Below are 15,491 nucleotides of genomic sequence, written 5' to 3'. Positions count from 1 at the left end.
ATAATTTGTGCTCATGGTGTGGAGTGCCGGATCCACCCACCCACGGGACGGGACCGGCACCACAGGTGAAGGGAAAGTGATGGAAGATAGACAACAGCGACCTGAACGTGGAACCGGGACACAGATGCAGAGCCCGTTGAGCAGGGGGGACCTGGAATCCCTCCTCCGATCCAAGGCCGAGTTCATCCGCACGGAGACGGTCAGGCTGATAGAGATCGCAAAGACGGGACACTACAGTTCGGTGTTCTCCGCGGCGGAGATCCTCGCCGCGCTGTACTACTCGGTCATGAACCTCACGCCCGGGGACCCTCAGAATCCGGATCGGGACCGTTTTGTGATCGGGAAGGGGCACGCCGCGGTCGGCATGTACCCGGTGCTCGCGGACCTCGGGTATTTCGAGCCTTCCGAGCTCGACACCTACGCCAGGCTTGGCAGCGCCTTCGGTGACCATCCTGACATGAAGAGGATTCCAGGCATCGACTTCAGCTCCGGATCGATCGGCCACGCACTCTCCAACGGGATAGGCATGGCCCTTGCCGGGCGGATGACGGGCAGGAACTACACGGTGTTCGCGATGATCGGCGACGGTGAGCTCCAGGAGGGACAGGTGTGGGAGGCAGCGCTCTCCGCGGCACATCACCGTCTTGACAGGGTCATCGCGATCGTCGACAGAAACGGCTACCAGCTCGACGGGCAGGTCGATGAGGTCATGGGTGTTGAACCCGTCGCCGAGAAATGGCGTGCCTTCGGCTGGGAGGTGGTCACCGTCGACGGTCATGATGTCCTCGCCGTACATGACGCCCTGGTGCGGGCACGCGACAAGGACAGTGACGGAATTCCCGTGTGCATCATTGCGAAGACGGTCAAGGGCAGGGGCGTGTCCTATATGGAGGAGGAACCGGGATGGCACCTCGGTTATCTCACACCACGCGACGGTGAACGGGCAATTGAAGAGATCAAGAGGGGACGCGGAAACGCATGAGCACAACACTTGAATCGGGATCATGGCAGTACAGGGCGCTGAATGCGCTGAATCCGGGACTGGATCATCTCTCGCTCGGGCTGATGGACCTGGTCGACGAGGGCCATCCCGTCGTGGCGGCCACCGCGGACCTGAAGTACTCCAATGGACTGTCGCTCTTTGAAAGGCACCACCCTGAACGTTTCATTCAGTTCGGCATCTCGGAGCAGCACATGGTTTCTGCGGCGGCGGGCATGGCCTCGGCGGGACTCAAGCCCTTCGTGGCCACCTTCGCCTCCTTCCTCGGACTGCTCTGCTGTGAACAGATCCGGATGGACGTGGCCTACACCGGTCTCCCGGTGCGTCTCATCGGCCATCACACCGGGATCTCGCTGGGCTTCTACGGCACCAGTCACCACGCCACAGAGGACATTTCAACGATGCGGGCGCTCGCCGGTCTCACAGTGGTCTCCCCCTCCGACGGTCCCCAGCTGCGCGCAGCCATCAGGGCATCGATCGACTGGCCCGAGCCGATCTATTTCCGGATCGGCCGCGGACGCGACGAGACGATCTACTCCGGGGATGAGGGGTTCGAGTTCGGACGGGGGATCGAGCACGGCAGGGGCACGGATATAACCTTCATCTCCTGCGGATCGCTGGTGCATCCCTCCCTCGAGGCGGCACGCATGCTGGGGGAAGCCGGGGTCTCCGCAGGGGTGATCGACATGCCGACGATCAAGCCGATCGATGAGGCCCTGATTCGCGAGGTATCAGCGCGCACCGGGGTGATCGTGACCGCGGAGGAGCACAACATCATTGGTGGCCTCGGAGCCGCGGTGGCCGAGGTGATGGCGGAGAACCCCGCCAGGGCCCGGCTCCACCGGCACGGGATCCGCGATGAGTACAGTCTCATTGCGCCACCTACCCACCTGTACCGGCACTACGAACTCGATGCGGATGGCCTGGTTGCCGTGGCGCAGCGGCAGTTGAACCGCTGACCGCCACCGTGGCTACACTTTCTATCAAACAGCGTTGGATGTGGACAGGAGCCATGTGCCGGACTTTCTCTCGCCTCCCCGTGCCGTCGGATCCCCCGACTCCGGCGCCGGGTTGAGCATATTCATCAAGGCGGACCAGGCGTTGGAGGCGATGGGGGAGCGCGGTGAGCCCACCGTGGCCGAGATCGCCGAGTGCATCGGAGAGCCGAAGAGCAGTGTTTACCGTCTCCTCGGCAGTCTCACCTCGCTCGGCTGGGTGGAGAAAAGCCATATCCGTGGGCGATACCGCCTCGGCGTGACCTTCATCCGGCTGGCCTCCGCGGTGATGTGGCATCTCGACATCCGCAGCGTTGTGGCACCGGCGTTGGCTGGACTGCATGAGGCCACCGGTGAGACGACCTTTCTCTGCGTGCGGTCCGGTGGGAACGCAGTCTGTATCGACAGGATGGAGGGGACCGCCGTGCGCTCACTGGTACTGCGCCTGGGGGATTCGCTTCCGCTCGGGCGGGGCGGGGCACCTTTGGTGCTGCTCGCATACGCACCGGATACTGAACGGGCCGAACTGGTCGGCCGCCTGGGGGGCGATGCGGATGAGAAGAGGCGGTTGCTGGACCGCATCGATGAGGTGAGGATGACCGGGACCGCATGGTCGGACGAGGATGTCACCCCGGGTATCGCCGCCTGTGCCGGGGCGGTGTTCGATCACCGCGGAGACATCATGGCCGCGATTTCTGTCAGTGGTCGAAGGGAGCTCCTGCGGGAACGGGCGGAGGAGGTGAGGGCCTCGGTGCGGTCCGGTGCCGCCACGGCATCGTGGGCGCTGGGGTGGGGCGGGGACTGGCCCGCGGGCGGGCCGTGCGCCGATGCCTGACCATCAATCCTCCCCGAGCCCGGTGCTCCGCAACATCGACGCGGTCCTGGACGCCGTGGCCGAACATGGAAATCTCACCTACACGGAGCTGTCGGGATGGACCGGGATTCCGCGGTCCGCCATCTACCGCATCGTTGAATCGATGACCGCCACCGGGTTCCTGGTGCGTCAACCCGATGGCTCGGTGGGGCTCGGCACCAGGATGCTGCGGTTCGGGGCCCGCGCACAGCGATCGATTCCTGAGGTCAGGGCGGCAGCACCGGCCCTCGATCTCCTCAGGGACGAGACGGGTGTCACGAGCTATCTGTGCCTCCGCAGAAATGGGGCCACGATCTGCCTCGATTGGCGGCAGGGGGGTGCCATCGGGCTGCCGATCCTGCGTCCCGGAATGACACTTCCAAGCCACGCCGGGGCGGCATCCCTCGCACTGCTGGGCGCCTTCCCCGATGAGGTGGACGCGGTACTGCAGGCCGCGCCCTTTCCGCAGCTGTCGGCCAACACGGCCACCACCGCCGATGAGCTGCTCCGCAGGGTGGCGCGGGTGGGACGCGAGGGGTACGGCTCCTCGGATGAGGATGTCTCGCGAGGTGTCGCGGCCTTCGGCGTGGCCTTCTCTGTCAGGCATGGGGAGTCGAGGGTGGCGCTGTCGGTGTCGGGGGTGCGGCGCAGCGTGGTGCCCCATCGGGCGCGCATCATCGATGCGTTGGGCAGGGCGGGCGAGATGGTGCGGTCGGTGCTGCCCTGAACGTCTGAAGGGAGGGGTGGCGTGGCCGGTGTCAGCGCATGGTCAGTGGTGGCGTATCCGGTGCTCCGGTTATGCTGTAGACGCGAGAACCGTCAGGGAGGAGAGCCATGCGCAGGGATCTGGTGTCTCAGGGGATCGACCGTATGCTCGATGGTATCGCCGCCGGTGAATTCACGGTGGGAACCCCGCTTCCCGCAGAGGCGGATCTTGCCGCCTATCTTGATGTATCCCGTCCGACGATGCGTGAGGTGATCCGGATCCTCTCCGACCGAGGGATCGTCGATGTCCGTCACGGTCGCGGAACCTTTCTTCTTCCGCGGGAGCAGTGGCGCAGTGTGGAGACACTGGTTTGCATGGTCTCCCGCGACATGAGTGAGAAGGAGGTCGGGGATCATCTGGTGGAGATCCGCCGGATGATCGAGGTCGGCTCCTGCGGGCACGCCGCGCGTCGCGCCACAAGCGCGGACATTGCGGAGATGCACAGGCAGGTGCAGATCTATGATGCCGCCTCAGCCGTGGGTGACGCCTCCACCTGCAGGGACTCCGACATGGCTTTCCATCACCAGATTTTCCTGGCCACCAGGAATCCCTTCCTGACCGCGATTATGCAGCCGCTCAACGATGCGCTCGTCGCCTCCCGTGAACTCACCAGTTCTATTCCGGAGATCCGCGAGCACGCGAGCTGGCATCACAGGGAGATACTCGCTGCGATTGAGGCCCGCGATGAGGAGGGGGCGAAGAACGCCATGCGTGCGCATATGGATCAGACCAGTGAGGATATCGCCGCCCATCTGGAATAGGGACCCGTGACACTCCGACGGCGACCCGGGGATGGAGGTCCATGACGACGTCCAGTTCTTCCCTCGGATTGTTATGCTCATCACATAAATTTCACTTTATGTCCCACAACGCCTAGATTCATGTCCTAAGACCTCAGAGGTCTAATGACTTTAGGAAGTGGAGAATGAAGACTTTTGACCTTGCGGAGCTTCTCCGCGACTACCCCCCGGAGGCGCAGGTGGGGGCCGCCACGGTTCGCGCCGCCGCGGACGCCAATCCGGCCGAACCCGTGTTCGTCGTTCTTGACGATGATCCCACCGGAACCCAGTCCATCGCCGGTCTGCCCGTGCTCACCCGTTGGGAGAAACGAGATCTGGAGTGGGCCCTCGCCCAGGGCTCGCCCGCGATCTACGTGATGACCAACTCGCGATCCCTCTCCGCCGCGGACGCGGAGCGGATTAACATCGACGTCGCCGACGCCGCACTGGCTGTGGCCAGGGAGAACAACCTCAGGGTAACCTTCGTCTCGCGCAGCGACTCCACGCTCCGGGGCCATTTCCCCCTGGAGCCGGATACCCTGGCGGACCGCGTCGAAGCCCATGGCGAGGGAGTCAACGGAATCATCATTGTTCCGGCCTTCGGGGACGCCGGTCGGATCACCATCGGTGGCGTGCACTACGCCGGCGACGGTACGGGGGATTTCATCCTGGTCGGCGAATCCGAGTTCGCGGACGACGCCACCTTCGGCTACACCAGCAGTGATCTCGGCGCGTGGGTGGAGGAGAAGACCGGCGGGAGGATCGCCGCAGGAGACGTCATCCGACTGACCCTCGATACCATCCGGTCCGGTGCGAAAAGGATCGCCGAAGTGCTGCTCAGGGCGGATCATCGCCAGCCCATCGTCGCTGACGCGGTCACCGAGAACGATCTCCGGCAGCTGTCACTGGGCATCATCGAGGCGGAATCGGCGGGGGCCCACTTCATCTACCGCGTCGGACCGCCCTTCATGCGCGCCCGGATCGGCCAGGAGGTGCCCAGGCCGCTGGACGCGGCCGCCGTCGGCAGGGCGTGCACGGCCGCCGTCGATACGCTCGGTGGTTTGATCGTGGTCGGTTCACATGTGCCCACCACCACCCGGCAGCTCGGCGCGCTTATGGAAGCCGGGGGTGCCCGCGTGATCGAGCTGGATGTGCGCCGGGTCCTCTCCGAGGGGAGTGCGGGGTACCTCGATGAACTGGCCGGATGCGTCATCGCCGAGCTCCAGAGGGGAAACGTGGTTCTCCACACCTCTCGTGAGCTGGTCACGGGCGCTGACGCCGAGGAATCGCTGTCCATAGCCAGGTCGGTGTCGGCGGCCCTCATCCACATTGTCAACATCACCGTCTATGCGGTCACGCCGCGATTTGTCATCGCCAAGGGGGGAATCACCTCCTCCGATGTGGCTTCGCGCGGCCTGGAGATGACGCGTGCCACCGTCGTCGGTCCGATGCAGCCGGGCATCATCTCGATGTGGAGGCTTGACGACGGCCCCGCCGCGGGCGTTCCCTACATCGTCTTCGCAGGCAACGTCGGCAATGACCGCTCACTCGTTGATGTCGTGTCCACCCTTTCCCGAGCACAGTAACAAGGAGTCCCATCATGAACACAACAACCGTCACCGTCGTCGGCCTCGGTGCCATGGGCCTGCCCATGGCCGGGCATCTCGCTGCGGAGTTCACCGTCCGCGGTGTCGACATCTCCGCCGAGCGTCTCGCGCTCGGCCGGGAAGCCGGAATCGACGTCCACACCGATGTCAGGGAGGCGTCGACAGGCGCGGACCTGGTGCTGCTCGCGGTGCGCAACCAGGCGCAGCTGGAGGACGCACTCTTCGGCGAGCGGGGCATCGCCGAGGTGATGCGACCAGGTTCGACGGTCATGGTCACCTCGACCGTGGGGATCGAGGCGATTGCCTCGGTGCTGCCACTGCTGCGTGAACGCTCGATCCACCTTGTCGACGCCCCCGTCTCCGGCGGCCCGGTGCGTGCGGGTCTCGGCGACCTGCTGGTCACCGTAGGGGCGGACGACGCCGCCTACCAATCGGCGCTGCCGGTGCTCGAGGCGATGTCATCGACCCTGGTCAGGGTGGGAGCGGAAGCCGGCAAGGGCCAGGCGATGAAGACCGTCAACCAGCTGCTGTGCGGAATCCACATCGCCGCGGCCGGGGAGGCCCTCGCGCTGGCCAACCGACTCGGCCTGGATGAGAAGACGGCGCTCGAGGCACTGATGGGCGGTGCCGCTGCGTCGTTCATGCTCGGCGACCGTGGCGAGAGGATGCTCGGGGCCTACGGAGACGAGCCGGTGGAAGTCAAAAGCCGCCTCGACATTTTTGTCAAAGACATGGGAATCGTGACAGATGCCGCGCGCAGGGCGGGCATCGGGGTACCCCTGGCGGCGGCGGCCGAACAGGAATACCTCGCCGGTCTGGTTCGCGGCATGGGTGCGCAGGACGATTCCTCCATCATCCGCGTCATCGCACCGGAAAGGCTTGAGGGATGACAGGTCTCGCTCTCCTCGGGCTGGGGCTGGCGGCCGTGGTGCTGCTGCTGGTCATGGTCATCTGGCTCAGGGTCCCCGCATTCGTCGCCCTGCTCGTCGTGGCACTGGCCACCGCGGTCCTCTCCGGCATCCCGCTGTCGGAATCTGTCGGCGTCGTCACCGGTGGCATCGGGAACACGCTCGGATCTGTCACGGTCGTTGTCGGCCTGGGGGCGATGCTGGGGCGGATCATCGAGGCATCCGGTGGCGCGGACGCACTTGCCCGGTACTTCACCGGAAAACTCAGTGCCAGGCATGTGGTCGCGGCCATTGTCGCCGCCGCCTTCATTCTCGGCATCCCGGTGTTCTTCGATGTCGGGTTCATCATTCTGGCGCCGATCGTCTTCGGCTTCGCGCGAACGGCGGGCATCAACCCCCTGAAGATCGGGCTGCCGGTCGCCGGGACGCTGCTCACCGTCCACGTGACCCTGCCCCCGCACCCCGGACCCGTTGCCGCCGCCGAGATCGTCGGTGCGGAAATCGGCACCATGCTCGCGAGCGGCCTGCCCCTGGCGGCGATCACCGTTGTCATCGGCTACTTCGCGGCCAAGCTGTTCAACGTCGACCGGATGGTGCTCGGCGACTCCCCGGCAACCGAGACCCCCGAGGCGGTGACGAATCCGCCCTCCGCATGGACCGTGATCGGAGTGATTCTGCTTCCGATCGTCCAGATACTCGTGGGAACAGCGGGGTCCCTGGTCACCGTCGAGGGGTCCACGGCCCACGAGATCATCGCATTCGTCGGCGCCGCCCCGGTCGCCCTGCTCACCGCGGTGATCATTGCATGGATTGTGATCGGCCGCCAGCAGGGGTGGTCGCTGTCCAGGGGATCATCGCTGATCGATTCAGCGCTGCCCGCCGTGGCGATCGTCATCTTCGTCACCGGTGCCGGCGGTGCCTTCGCCGGCGTGCTGGTGAAATCAGGTATCGGCCAGGTGCTCTCCGACCTTCTGGTGGACACGAACATGCCTCTGATCCTCACCGCCTATCTGATGGCGCTGGCGCTTCGCGCCTCCCAGGGCTCGGCGACGGTGTCGATGCTGACCACGGCCGGTCTGCTGGCCACCCCGATCGTCGATGCCGGCATCGACGGGGTCCACGCCGCGCTCATCGCACTGGTCATCGGGTTCGGCTCGCTGGGCCTCTCGCACGTCAACGACTCCGGCTTCTGGATCGTCACCAGATACCAGGGGTTGACGGTCAAGCAGGGCCTGCAGACCTGGACACTGCTGTCCACGGTGTTCTCGCTGGTCGGGTTCATTCTCAGCTGGGGTGTGTACGCGGTGATCTGACACAGCTTCCATAAGCGGATCAAGCCGTGGCCCGAGCCTGAATGTTCAGTGCTCGGACCACGGCTTCTTTCATATCCGGATGGGGCCTAGGGCGTGTCTGATAATTGAGGGTAGCGTGGCATGGGACCATAGATCCCGTGTCGCGCTTCCAACTTCTCACCGATGACCAATGGGCCCTGATCTCCGATAAGCTGCCCCATCGCACCGGCAAAAAGGGTCGCCCCTTCTCCGACCCCCGACTCATGCTCGAAGGCATCATCTACCGGATCCGCTGCGGTATTCCCTGGCGTGACCTGCCGGAATGCTTCGGATCCTGGCAGACCGTCTACCACTGGCACAACCGTATGGCCAAAGACGGCACCTTCGATGAGATCGTGACCCCCCTGATTGCCGCAGCCGACCACCAAGGCCTGGTGGATTGGTCGGTCAGCATCGACTCGACGATCAGTCGTGCCCATCAGCACGCTACGAATATCACCCGCCACACAGGGGGCTTTGTCGAATTACAACAATCGGCTGACCGAGCGGCCTGACCACGGTTTCGGACGCTCCCGGGGTGGGCTATCAACCAAGACCCATGCCCTAGTCGATGGGCAGGGCCTGCCCCTGGTGATCTTGATCGGCCCTGGTCACGCCGGTGACAACCCGCAGGCGGTTCCCTTATTGGAGGGCCTGTGGGTTCCTCGGCCGATCGGTCGGCCGCGTACCCGGCCGGATGAACTACGCGGTGACAAGGCGTATTCCTCGCGGGAAGTGCGCTCTTGGTGCCGGAAACACCGGGTCAAGGTGACCATCCCGGAGCCTGATGACCGGATCCGGAACAGACAGCGGAAAGGCTCGAAGGGTGGCCGGCCTCCGAAGTTCGACGCGACTTCCTATAGGGGTCGTAACGTGGTGGAACGTCGGTTCTGTGAGTTCAAGAACTGGCGAGGTATAGCTACTCGCTACGACAAATTATGTGTGGTGTTCCGGTCTGGGGTGATGTGTAGAGCGATGGTCGCCTGGCTGAACCATTTATCAAACACGCCCTAGTGCTTTGAACCCGGCCTGCGCCGTCCGATCTGGGCCAGTCTCTTGCGCACCGAGGCAAAGGCCTCCTGGCTGTTGATGCTGGTCGGTGCGCCCTTCGCGGTGGCTATCTCGATATCGTCGATCGTGATCTCGCCGGCGCGCAGCGCGACCATCTCGGAGTGGTAGCGGATCCACACCGCGATCGTCGCCGCGACGGGCACCGCAAGAAAGGCACCGATGATGTTGAACAGGGTACCGCCGACGGTGACAGACAGTAGGACGATGGCCGCGTGCAGGTTCATCGCCTTGGACTGGAGGAACGGGGAGAGGACATTGCCCTCGATCTGCTGGACCAGGATGATCAGCGCGAGGACGAGCAGCGCGTTGGTGATTCCGTTGGTCACCAGCGCGATGACCACCGCCAGGGCCCCGGCGGTGAAGGCACCGATGATAGGGATGAAGCCGGCGAAGAAGGTGATCACCGCAAGTGCGAGTGCCATCGGAACCCCCAGCACGAGCAGGCCGAGTCCGATGAACACCGCGTCCACGAGTGAAACGATCGCCTGCGCGCGGATGAACCCGGCCAGGGTATTCCAGGTGCGGGTGAGCACCTCGGTCAGGTGCCACCCCGCGTTCTCCCCGGTGAACTTCCGCATCCAGGGCAGGAACTTCGTCCCGTCCTTGAGGAAGAAGAAGGTCAGGACGAGCATCACGACAAGTGTGACCACCACCGAGGAGGCGGTGGACAGTCCGCTGAAGACACCCGAGGCGATGGTGGTGGACTGATCCTGCAGCAAGGAGGTGATGTCGTTGATCGCCTGATCGAACTGACCCACATCGATGTTCAGCGGGGGGCCCTGGATCCAGTCGCTTAGGGAGTTCAACCCCTCGGTCGCCTGGTCAACCAGCTCCTCCGTCTGCGATGCCACGCTGGGTGCCATCGCAGTGAAGATACCGCCGATGATCGCGAAGAAACCGACAATCGTCAGGAGGGCGGCGAGTGCCGCGGGGACTCCGTGCGCCCGCATCCACTTCACTGGGGGCCAGAGCACCGTGGACACCAGCAGTGCAAGCAGGACCGGCAGCAGTCCGGTCCAAATGTAGCCGAGCATGCGCAGTGCGATGAAACCGGCGATCACCAGGACGATGAAGCGGAGCGCCCAGCCGGAGAGCCAGCGCCCGTCACGGCCGAGGATGACTCCACGGTCGGTGACCCCGTCACCCGGGGAGACCGGACTCTTCGCCGGGATGAGTTCATCCTCTCCCGGATCCGTAAGGGCCGGGGAGATCTCCCGGTTTCCCTCGACGGCATTGAGCAGGGTATCGGAGATGTCACTGTCCGGGGTGGCGCCGGTACCGGCCGCTTCGGATGCCGCGGTCGGTGCAACTACGCCCGGGTTGTCCGGGCGGGTTGATTTTTCAGGTTCTTTGCTCACGAGAGTTCACTATGCCACAGGAGCCACTGGCATGTATTTCGCTTCAGTCTCAGTTCGGTTCCGGATTCGTTGCCTTGGCGCGGATCTGTCTGGATTCCGGACAAATAGTGAACTTTTTTATAGGCTTTGACCTGCAACTTTAGAGAAAGTTGAGTCTAGCGGGAACAACTTTGATGATACGCCCGTTGTAATCGATGTAAGCTTGAGTGTCAGAGGCTCAATAAAGGGCCTGAGGCAACAGCCGTGGACACTGTGAATCACAACAATATATAGGAGGAACCCTAATGGGACGTGCAGTAGGAATTGATCTTGGTACCACCAACTCGGTGGTTGCGGTACTGGAGGCCGGCGAGCCGGTAGTCATCGCCAATTCAGAGGGATCCCGGACCACCCCGTCCGTCGTGGCCTTTGCCAAGAACGGCGAGGTGCTCGTCGGCCAGTCCGCCAAGAACCAGGCGGTCACCAACGTTGACCGCACCATCCGTTCAGTCAAGCGCCACATCGGCACCGACTGGACCGTTGACATTGACGGCAAGAAGTACACCGCACAGGAAATCTCCGCGCGTACACTGATGAAGCTGAAGAGGGACGCGGAGGCGTACCTGGGTGAGGAGGTCACCGACGCCGTGATCACGGTGCCGGCCTACTTCGAGGATGCCCAGCGTCAGGCCACCAAGGAGGCCGGACAGATCGCGGGGCTCAACGTGCTGCGTATCGTCAACGAGCCGACCGCGGCGGCCCTCGCCTACGGTCTTGAGAAGGGCGACAAGGAACAGACCATCCTGGTCTTCGACCTCGGTGGAGGTACCTTCGACGTCTCCCTGCTCGAAATTGGCGACGGCGTCGTCGAGGTGCGCGCCACCTCCGGTGACAATGAGCTCGGTGGCGACGACTGGGATCAGCGAATCGTGGACTGGCTGGTGGAGAAGTTCAAGAGCTCCAACGGCATTGACCTGACCAAGGACAAGATGGCACTGCAGCGTCTGCGCGAGGCAGCCGAGAAGGCGAAGATTGAACTCTCCTCCTCCCAGAACGCCAGCATCAACCTTCCCTACATCACCGTAGATGCTGACAAGAACCCCCTCTTCCTGGATGAGACCCTGTCCCGTGCGGAGTTCCAGCGCATCACCCAGGACCTGCTGGACCGTACCAAGAACCCCTTCAACCAGGTTGTCAAGGATGCCGGGATCTCGGTCTCCGAGATCGACCACGTGGTCCTCGTCGGTGGCTCGACCCGTATGCCGGCAGTGACCGAACTGGTCAAGGAGCTCACCGGCGGCCGTGAGCCGAACAAGGGCGTCAACCCCGATGAGGTTGTCGCCGTTGGTGCTGCACTCCAGGCCGGCGTCCTCCGTGGCGAGGTCAAGGACGTGCTGCTCCTCGATGTCACCCCGCTGTCCCTTGGTATTGAGACCAAGGGCGGTGTGATGACCAAGCTCATCGAACGGAACACCACCATCCCGACCAAGCGTTCGGAGACCTTCACCACCGCTGAGGACAATCAGCCCTCCGTGCAGATCCAGGTCTTCCAGGGTGAGCGTGAAATCGCCTCCGCCAACAAGCTGCTCGGATCCTTTGAGCTCGGTGGAATCGCACCGGCTCCGCGTGGCATTCCGCAGATTGAGGTCACCTTCGACATCGACGCCAACGGCATCGTCCACGTCACCGCCAAGGACAAGGGCACCGGTAAGGAGAACACCATCACCATTCAGGATGGTTCCGGGCTCTCCCAGGAGGAGATCGACCGCATGGTCAAGGATGCCGAGGCTCACGCCGAGGAGGACAAGAAGCGCCGCGAGGAGCAGGAGGTCCGCAACTCGGCCGAGTCCATGGTCTACCAGACCCGGAAGTTCGTCGAGGACAACAACGACAAGGTCTCCGCAGACCTCAAGGAAAAGGTCGAGCAGGCAGCCAAGGATGTCGAGGAGGCGCTCAAGGGCGAGGATCTCGACGCCATCAAGTCGGCCGTTGAGAAGCTGTCCACCGAGTCCCAGGAGATGGGTAAGGCCATCTACGAGGCCGAGGCGGCGGCAGGTGCCACCCAGGCTGACGCGGGAGCCGGAACCAGCGGTGCAGCCGATGACAACGTCGTGGATGCTGAGGTTGTCGAGGATGACACCGATGCCAACGACAATGGTGAGGATAAGAAGTAATGACAACACCCAACGGAATGCCCGATAACCCCGGCGATCCCCAGAACACCGATCCGGAGGCCACCTCCGCCGATCGAGCCGAACAGGCCGCCGAGGAGGCGGCCGCCCGTTCGAACGAGGATCCGGAGGCGGGACAGGACGCTGAGGTGACACCCGAGATCGACCCCGGCCTGGAGGCGGAGATCGACGCGGCGTTCGCCGATGTCGATCCCGACGCCGCCATGACGATTTCCGCGGTGGAGACGCAACTGGCCGAACGCACCGAGGACCTCCAGCGGGTCAGCGCCGAGTACGCCAACTACCGTCGCCGCACCGAACGTGACCGTCAGGGGATCATCGACACCGCCAAGTCGGGCGTCATCTCGCAGCTGCTTCCGGTTCTTGATGATCTTGATCTCGCGGAGCAGCACGGTGACCTGACACAGGGTCCCTTCAAGGCGCTGGCGGATAAGTTGCGCGGCATCGTCAGTGGTCTCAAGGTCGAGGCCTTCGGTGCTCCCGGCGACGCCTTCGACCCGGAGATCCACGAAGCGGTACAGGATCTCTCCAATGGGGACACCAAGGTCGTCGGTACCGTCCTCCGAAAGGGGTACCGCCTCAATGGCAGGTTGATCCGCAACGCGATGGTCATCATCGCCGATGCGGAGAACCCCGGTAACTAGTTGATGTCCCGGATCCAGTCCGGGGCACGACATGTGGTTTCGCCGCTGTCCACGGCCCACAGTTTCTCCACCGGCGGGCACGGGTTCACCCCCAATGGGTGCCCGCCGGTGCATGGACGGCAAATCGTTATAAATTAATGTGAGAAGAATTTTACATAGAACCTAGCTTCAGCCGGATTGTTTTTCAGCTCCAGCGAGAGGAGGAGATGCCCAATGCAAAACGCCGAATGGGCAAATAAGAACTATTATGCGGACCTGGGGGTCTCCTCGTCCGCCAGCGAAGATGAGATCAAGAAGGCCTACCGGAAACTGGCACGGGAGAACCACCCGGACAAGAACCCCGGTGACAAGGCGGCGGAGGAGCGCTTCAAGAAGGCCGCCGAGGCCTATGACGTGGTTGGCGATGAGAAGAAGCGCAAGGAATACGATGAACTGAAGGCCATGCTTGCCTCGGGTGGCGTACGTGGTGGCTTCGGAAGCGGGGGTGCCGGATATCCCGGTGGGTTTCGCACGTCGACGAACGACTTCGACATCGGCGACGCCTTCGGAAGAGCCGGACAAGGTGGAGGCTTTTCTGCGGACGGCGGTCTGGGCGATATCTTCGGTGGCCTTTTCAACCGCAGCGCTGGTCCTCGCCAGTCAACTCGGCCGGCGCGGGGATCGGACCTAGAAACCGACATCACGCTCGACTTCGCCGAGGCGGCCAACGGGACCACCATACCGGTTACACTGACGGCGAACTCACCCTGTAGCACCTGCCACGGTTCGGGTTCGCGTTCCGGGCATCCGACCACCTGTCCGCGATGTGAGGGCACCGGCTACACCTCGGAGAACCGTGGAGCATTCGGCTTCTCCTCACCGTGCCCGGACTGTGGTGGTACCGGCGAGATCATCACCGATCCCTGCCCGGATTGTCAGGGAACCGGAACGGTTCTCAAGACCCGGTCGATCACCGTCCGGATTCCCGCCGGAGTCGAGGATGGCCAGAAGGTCCGACTCGCCGGCCAGGGTGAGGCGGGACCCAACGGAAAGCCCTCCGGTGATCTCTTCGTCAAGGTCCATGTGCGCAAGGACGCCCTCTTTGAGCGCGAGGGCAACAACATCGCGGTGACGGTACCGGTCAGTTTCGCCGAACTCGCGCTGGGAAGCACGATTTCCGTGCCCACCCTGGGCAAGCCGGTGAAGCTGAAGATCCCCGCGGGCACCCCGGATGGCCGTACCCTGCGCGTTCGCGGCAGGGGAATCGCATCCAAGAAGAATCCGGGTGACCTCATGGTGACCCTCCAGGTCACCGTTCCAACCAAGCTTGACGACGCCGCGACAGAGCACCTGCGCACCTATGCGGAGGCTGAGAAGGCGTCCGGATTCAATCCCCGTCAGGGTTGGGCCGGAAACCAACGATAGGAAAGGAGGCGGAGGATAATAATGGCAGATCAACAGGGCACACCGGAGGAAGCGCACAACGAGATGTTCGTTATCTCCGTCGCCGCGCAACTGGCGGGCATGCACGCCCAGACCCTGCGCACCTACGACCGCCTCGGCCTGGTGATGCCGCAGCGTACCCGTGGCGGTGGACGAAGGTACTCCGTCCGGGACGTGGAACTGCTCCGTGAGATCCAGCGGCTGAGCCAGAAGGAGGGTGTCAACCTCGCCGGGATCAAGTCGATCATCCAACTGACCGAGGAGAACCGGAACCTCAAGGCCTCCCTCGCCGAGGCCACGCAGGCGAACGAGGAGCTGCAGCGGCAGCTGGGATCGGGCGCCCGGACACGGGGTGAGCTGGTCCACGTGCCTCGATCGACGGCCGTGGTGACGTGGGAACGGCGAAGGCGCCGCTCGTCCTAGCCAACTTTGCTAGGGTCCCTGGATACTCCCGAAACGGACTGTGTGAATTGCGCACAGTCCGTTTTTCCATTTGAGGAACGATTTTATATCGGCAGTTTCCGAATAATACCCCCGTAATAGGGTGCTATCTGTGAATTCTGTGGGCCTTTTCCTGCGGGAATGC

Annotated in this window: 15 protein-coding genes; 14 read left to right on the top strand and 1 reads right to left on the bottom strand. The window is 63.5% G+C overall.

Features of this window, described 5'->3' with window-relative positions; translation table 11 throughout:
• Positions 1-79: 79 nt before the first annotated feature.
• From B7E02_RS13790 to B7E02_RS14965, 10 genes are all read left to right on the top strand, one after another.
• Entirely contained in the window at positions 80-982 is a 903-nt protein-coding gene (locus B7E02_RS13790; protein WP_245802283.1) for a transketolase, read from the top strand.
• Positions 979-1,959: a transketolase family protein gene (locus tag B7E02_RS13785; RefSeq protein ID WP_080796821.1), complete on the top strand. Its 981-nt coding sequence runs from the start codon at positions 979-981 to the stop codon at positions 1,957-1,959. Before B7E02_RS13790 ends, B7E02_RS13785 begins: the two co-directional genes overlap by 4 nt.
• A gap of 55 nt (positions 1,960-2,014) precedes the next feature.
• The gene (locus B7E02_RS13780; protein WP_080796820.1) at positions 2,015-2,830 is read left to right on the top strand and encodes an IclR family transcriptional regulator; all 816 of its coding nucleotides are present in this window, start codon (positions 2,015-2,017) and stop codon (positions 2,828-2,830) included.
• Entirely contained in the window at positions 2,823-3,575 is a 753-nt protein-coding gene (locus tag B7E02_RS13775) for an IclR family transcriptional regulator (RefSeq protein ID WP_080796819.1), read from the top strand. The genes B7E02_RS13780 and B7E02_RS13775 overlap by 8 nt, the downstream gene beginning before the upstream one ends.
• A 107-nt stretch (positions 3,576-3,682) precedes the next feature.
• Positions 3,683-4,375, top strand: coding sequence for a FadR/GntR family transcriptional regulator (locus B7E02_RS13770; protein ID WP_080796818.1), 693 nt, complete (start codon positions 3,683-3,685; stop codon positions 4,373-4,375).
• 164 nt (positions 4,376-4,539) lie between these two features.
• Positions 4,540-5,979, top strand: a complete 1,440-nt coding sequence (locus B7E02_RS13765) for a four-carbon acid sugar kinase family protein (protein WP_080796817.1) — start codon at positions 4,540-4,542, stop codon at positions 5,977-5,979.
• A gap of 14 nt (positions 5,980-5,993) precedes the next feature.
• The gene (locus B7E02_RS13760; protein WP_080796816.1) at positions 5,994-6,890 is read left to right on the top strand and encodes an NAD(P)-dependent oxidoreductase; all 897 of its coding nucleotides are present in this window, start codon (positions 5,994-5,996) and stop codon (positions 6,888-6,890) included.
• On the top strand, positions 6,887-8,221 hold the full coding sequence (locus B7E02_RS13755) for a GntP family transporter (protein WP_080796815.1): 1,335 nt from the start codon (positions 6,887-6,889) through the stop codon (positions 8,219-8,221). The genes B7E02_RS13760 and B7E02_RS13755 overlap by 4 nt, the downstream gene beginning before the upstream one ends.
• Positions 8,222-8,358: 137 nt before the next feature.
• Entirely contained in the window at positions 8,359-8,754 is a 396-nt protein-coding gene (locus B7E02_RS14535) for a transposase (protein WP_080796814.1), read from the top strand.
• Positions 8,672-9,253, top strand: coding sequence for an IS5 family transposase (locus B7E02_RS14965; protein WP_425429775.1), 582 nt, complete (start codon positions 8,672-8,674; stop codon positions 9,251-9,253). Before B7E02_RS14535 ends, B7E02_RS14965 begins: the two co-directional genes overlap by 83 nt.
• Here B7E02_RS14965 and B7E02_RS13740 read toward each other — a convergent pair.
• Positions 9,250-10,551 carry an AI-2E family transporter gene (locus B7E02_RS13740; protein WP_425429812.1) on the bottom strand — a complete coding sequence of 434 codons (1,302 nt, stop codon included), beginning with the start codon at positions 10,549-10,551 and terminating at the stop codon, positions 9,250-9,252. The two genes, B7E02_RS14965 and B7E02_RS13740, sit on opposite strands and share 4 nt — an antisense overlap.
• Positions 10,552-10,952: 401 nt before the next feature.
• Here B7E02_RS13740 and dnaK point away from each other — a divergent pair, with 401 nt between their 5' ends.
• The 4 genes from dnaK to B7E02_RS13720 all read left to right on the top strand — a co-directional run bounded on the left by dnaK (position 10,953) and on the right by B7E02_RS13720 (position 15,328).
• Positions 10,953-12,821: a molecular chaperone DnaK gene (gene dnaK, locus B7E02_RS13735; RefSeq protein WP_080796812.1), complete on the top strand. Its 1,869-nt coding sequence runs from the start codon at positions 10,953-10,955 to the stop codon at positions 12,819-12,821.
• Positions 12,821-13,483, top strand: coding sequence for a nucleotide exchange factor GrpE (gene grpE / locus B7E02_RS13730; RefSeq protein WP_080796811.1), 663 nt, complete (start codon positions 12,821-12,823; stop codon positions 13,481-13,483). Before dnaK ends, grpE begins: the two co-directional genes overlap by 1 nt.
• 213 nt (positions 13,484-13,696) lie before the next feature.
• Complete coding sequence (gene dnaJ, locus B7E02_RS13725) at positions 13,697-14,887, top strand: molecular chaperone DnaJ (protein WP_080796810.1); 1,191 nt, start codon at positions 13,697-13,699, stop codon at positions 14,885-14,887.
• 21 nt (positions 14,888-14,908) lie between these two features.
• Positions 14,909-15,328 carry a heat shock protein transcriptional repressor HspR gene (locus B7E02_RS13720; RefSeq protein WP_080796809.1) on the top strand — a complete coding sequence of 140 codons (420 nt, stop codon included), beginning with the start codon at positions 14,909-14,911 and terminating at the stop codon, positions 15,326-15,328.
• Positions 15,329-15,491 lie beyond the last annotated feature (163 nt).

The organism is Corynebacterium pacaense, assembly GCF_900169525.1.
In the GTDB taxonomy this organism is placed as follows: domain Bacteria; phylum Actinomycetota; class Actinomycetes; order Mycobacteriales; family Mycobacteriaceae; genus Corynebacterium; species Corynebacterium pacaense.
Note: the sequence above shows the minus strand (reverse complement) of the source record. Positions and strands in the feature narration are given on the sequence as shown.

What these genes read in the sequence shown, in the direction of transcription:
- B7E02_RS13790 (WP_245802283.1), top strand. Translation starts at nt 80, where the DNA reads ATGGAAGATAGACAACAGCGACCTGAACGTGGAACCGGGACACAGATG.
- B7E02_RS13785 (WP_080796821.1), top strand. Translation starts at nt 979, where the DNA reads ATGAGCACAACACTTGAATCGGGATCATGGCAGTACAGGGCGCTGAAT.
- B7E02_RS13775 (WP_080796819.1), top strand. Translation starts at nt 2,823, where the DNA reads ATGCCTGACCATCAATCCTCCCCGAGCCCGGTGCTCCGCAACATCGAC.
- B7E02_RS13770 (WP_080796818.1), top strand. Translation starts at nt 3,683, where the DNA reads ATGCGCAGGGATCTGGTGTCTCAGGGGATCGACCGTATGCTCGATGGT.
- B7E02_RS13765 (WP_080796817.1), top strand. Translation starts at nt 4,540, where the DNA reads ATGAAGACTTTTGACCTTGCGGAGCTTCTCCGCGACTACCCCCCGGAG.
- B7E02_RS13760 (WP_080796816.1), top strand. Translation starts at nt 5,994, where the DNA reads ATGAACACAACAACCGTCACCGTCGTCGGCCTCGGTGCCATGGGCCTG.
- B7E02_RS13755 (WP_080796815.1), top strand. Translation starts at nt 6,887, where the DNA reads ATGACAGGTCTCGCTCTCCTCGGGCTGGGGCTGGCGGCCGTGGTGCTG.
- dnaK (WP_080796812.1), top strand. Translation starts at nt 10,953, where the DNA reads ATGGGACGTGCAGTAGGAATTGATCTTGGTACCACCAACTCGGTGGTT.
- grpE (WP_080796811.1), top strand. Translation starts at nt 12,821, where the DNA reads ATGACAACACCCAACGGAATGCCCGATAACCCCGGCGATCCCCAGAAC.
- dnaJ (WP_080796810.1), top strand. Translation starts at nt 13,697, where the DNA reads ATGCAAAACGCCGAATGGGCAAATAAGAACTATTATGCGGACCTGGGG.
- B7E02_RS13720 (WP_080796809.1), top strand. Translation starts at nt 14,909, where the DNA reads ATGGCAGATCAACAGGGCACACCGGAGGAAGCGCACAACGAGATGTTC.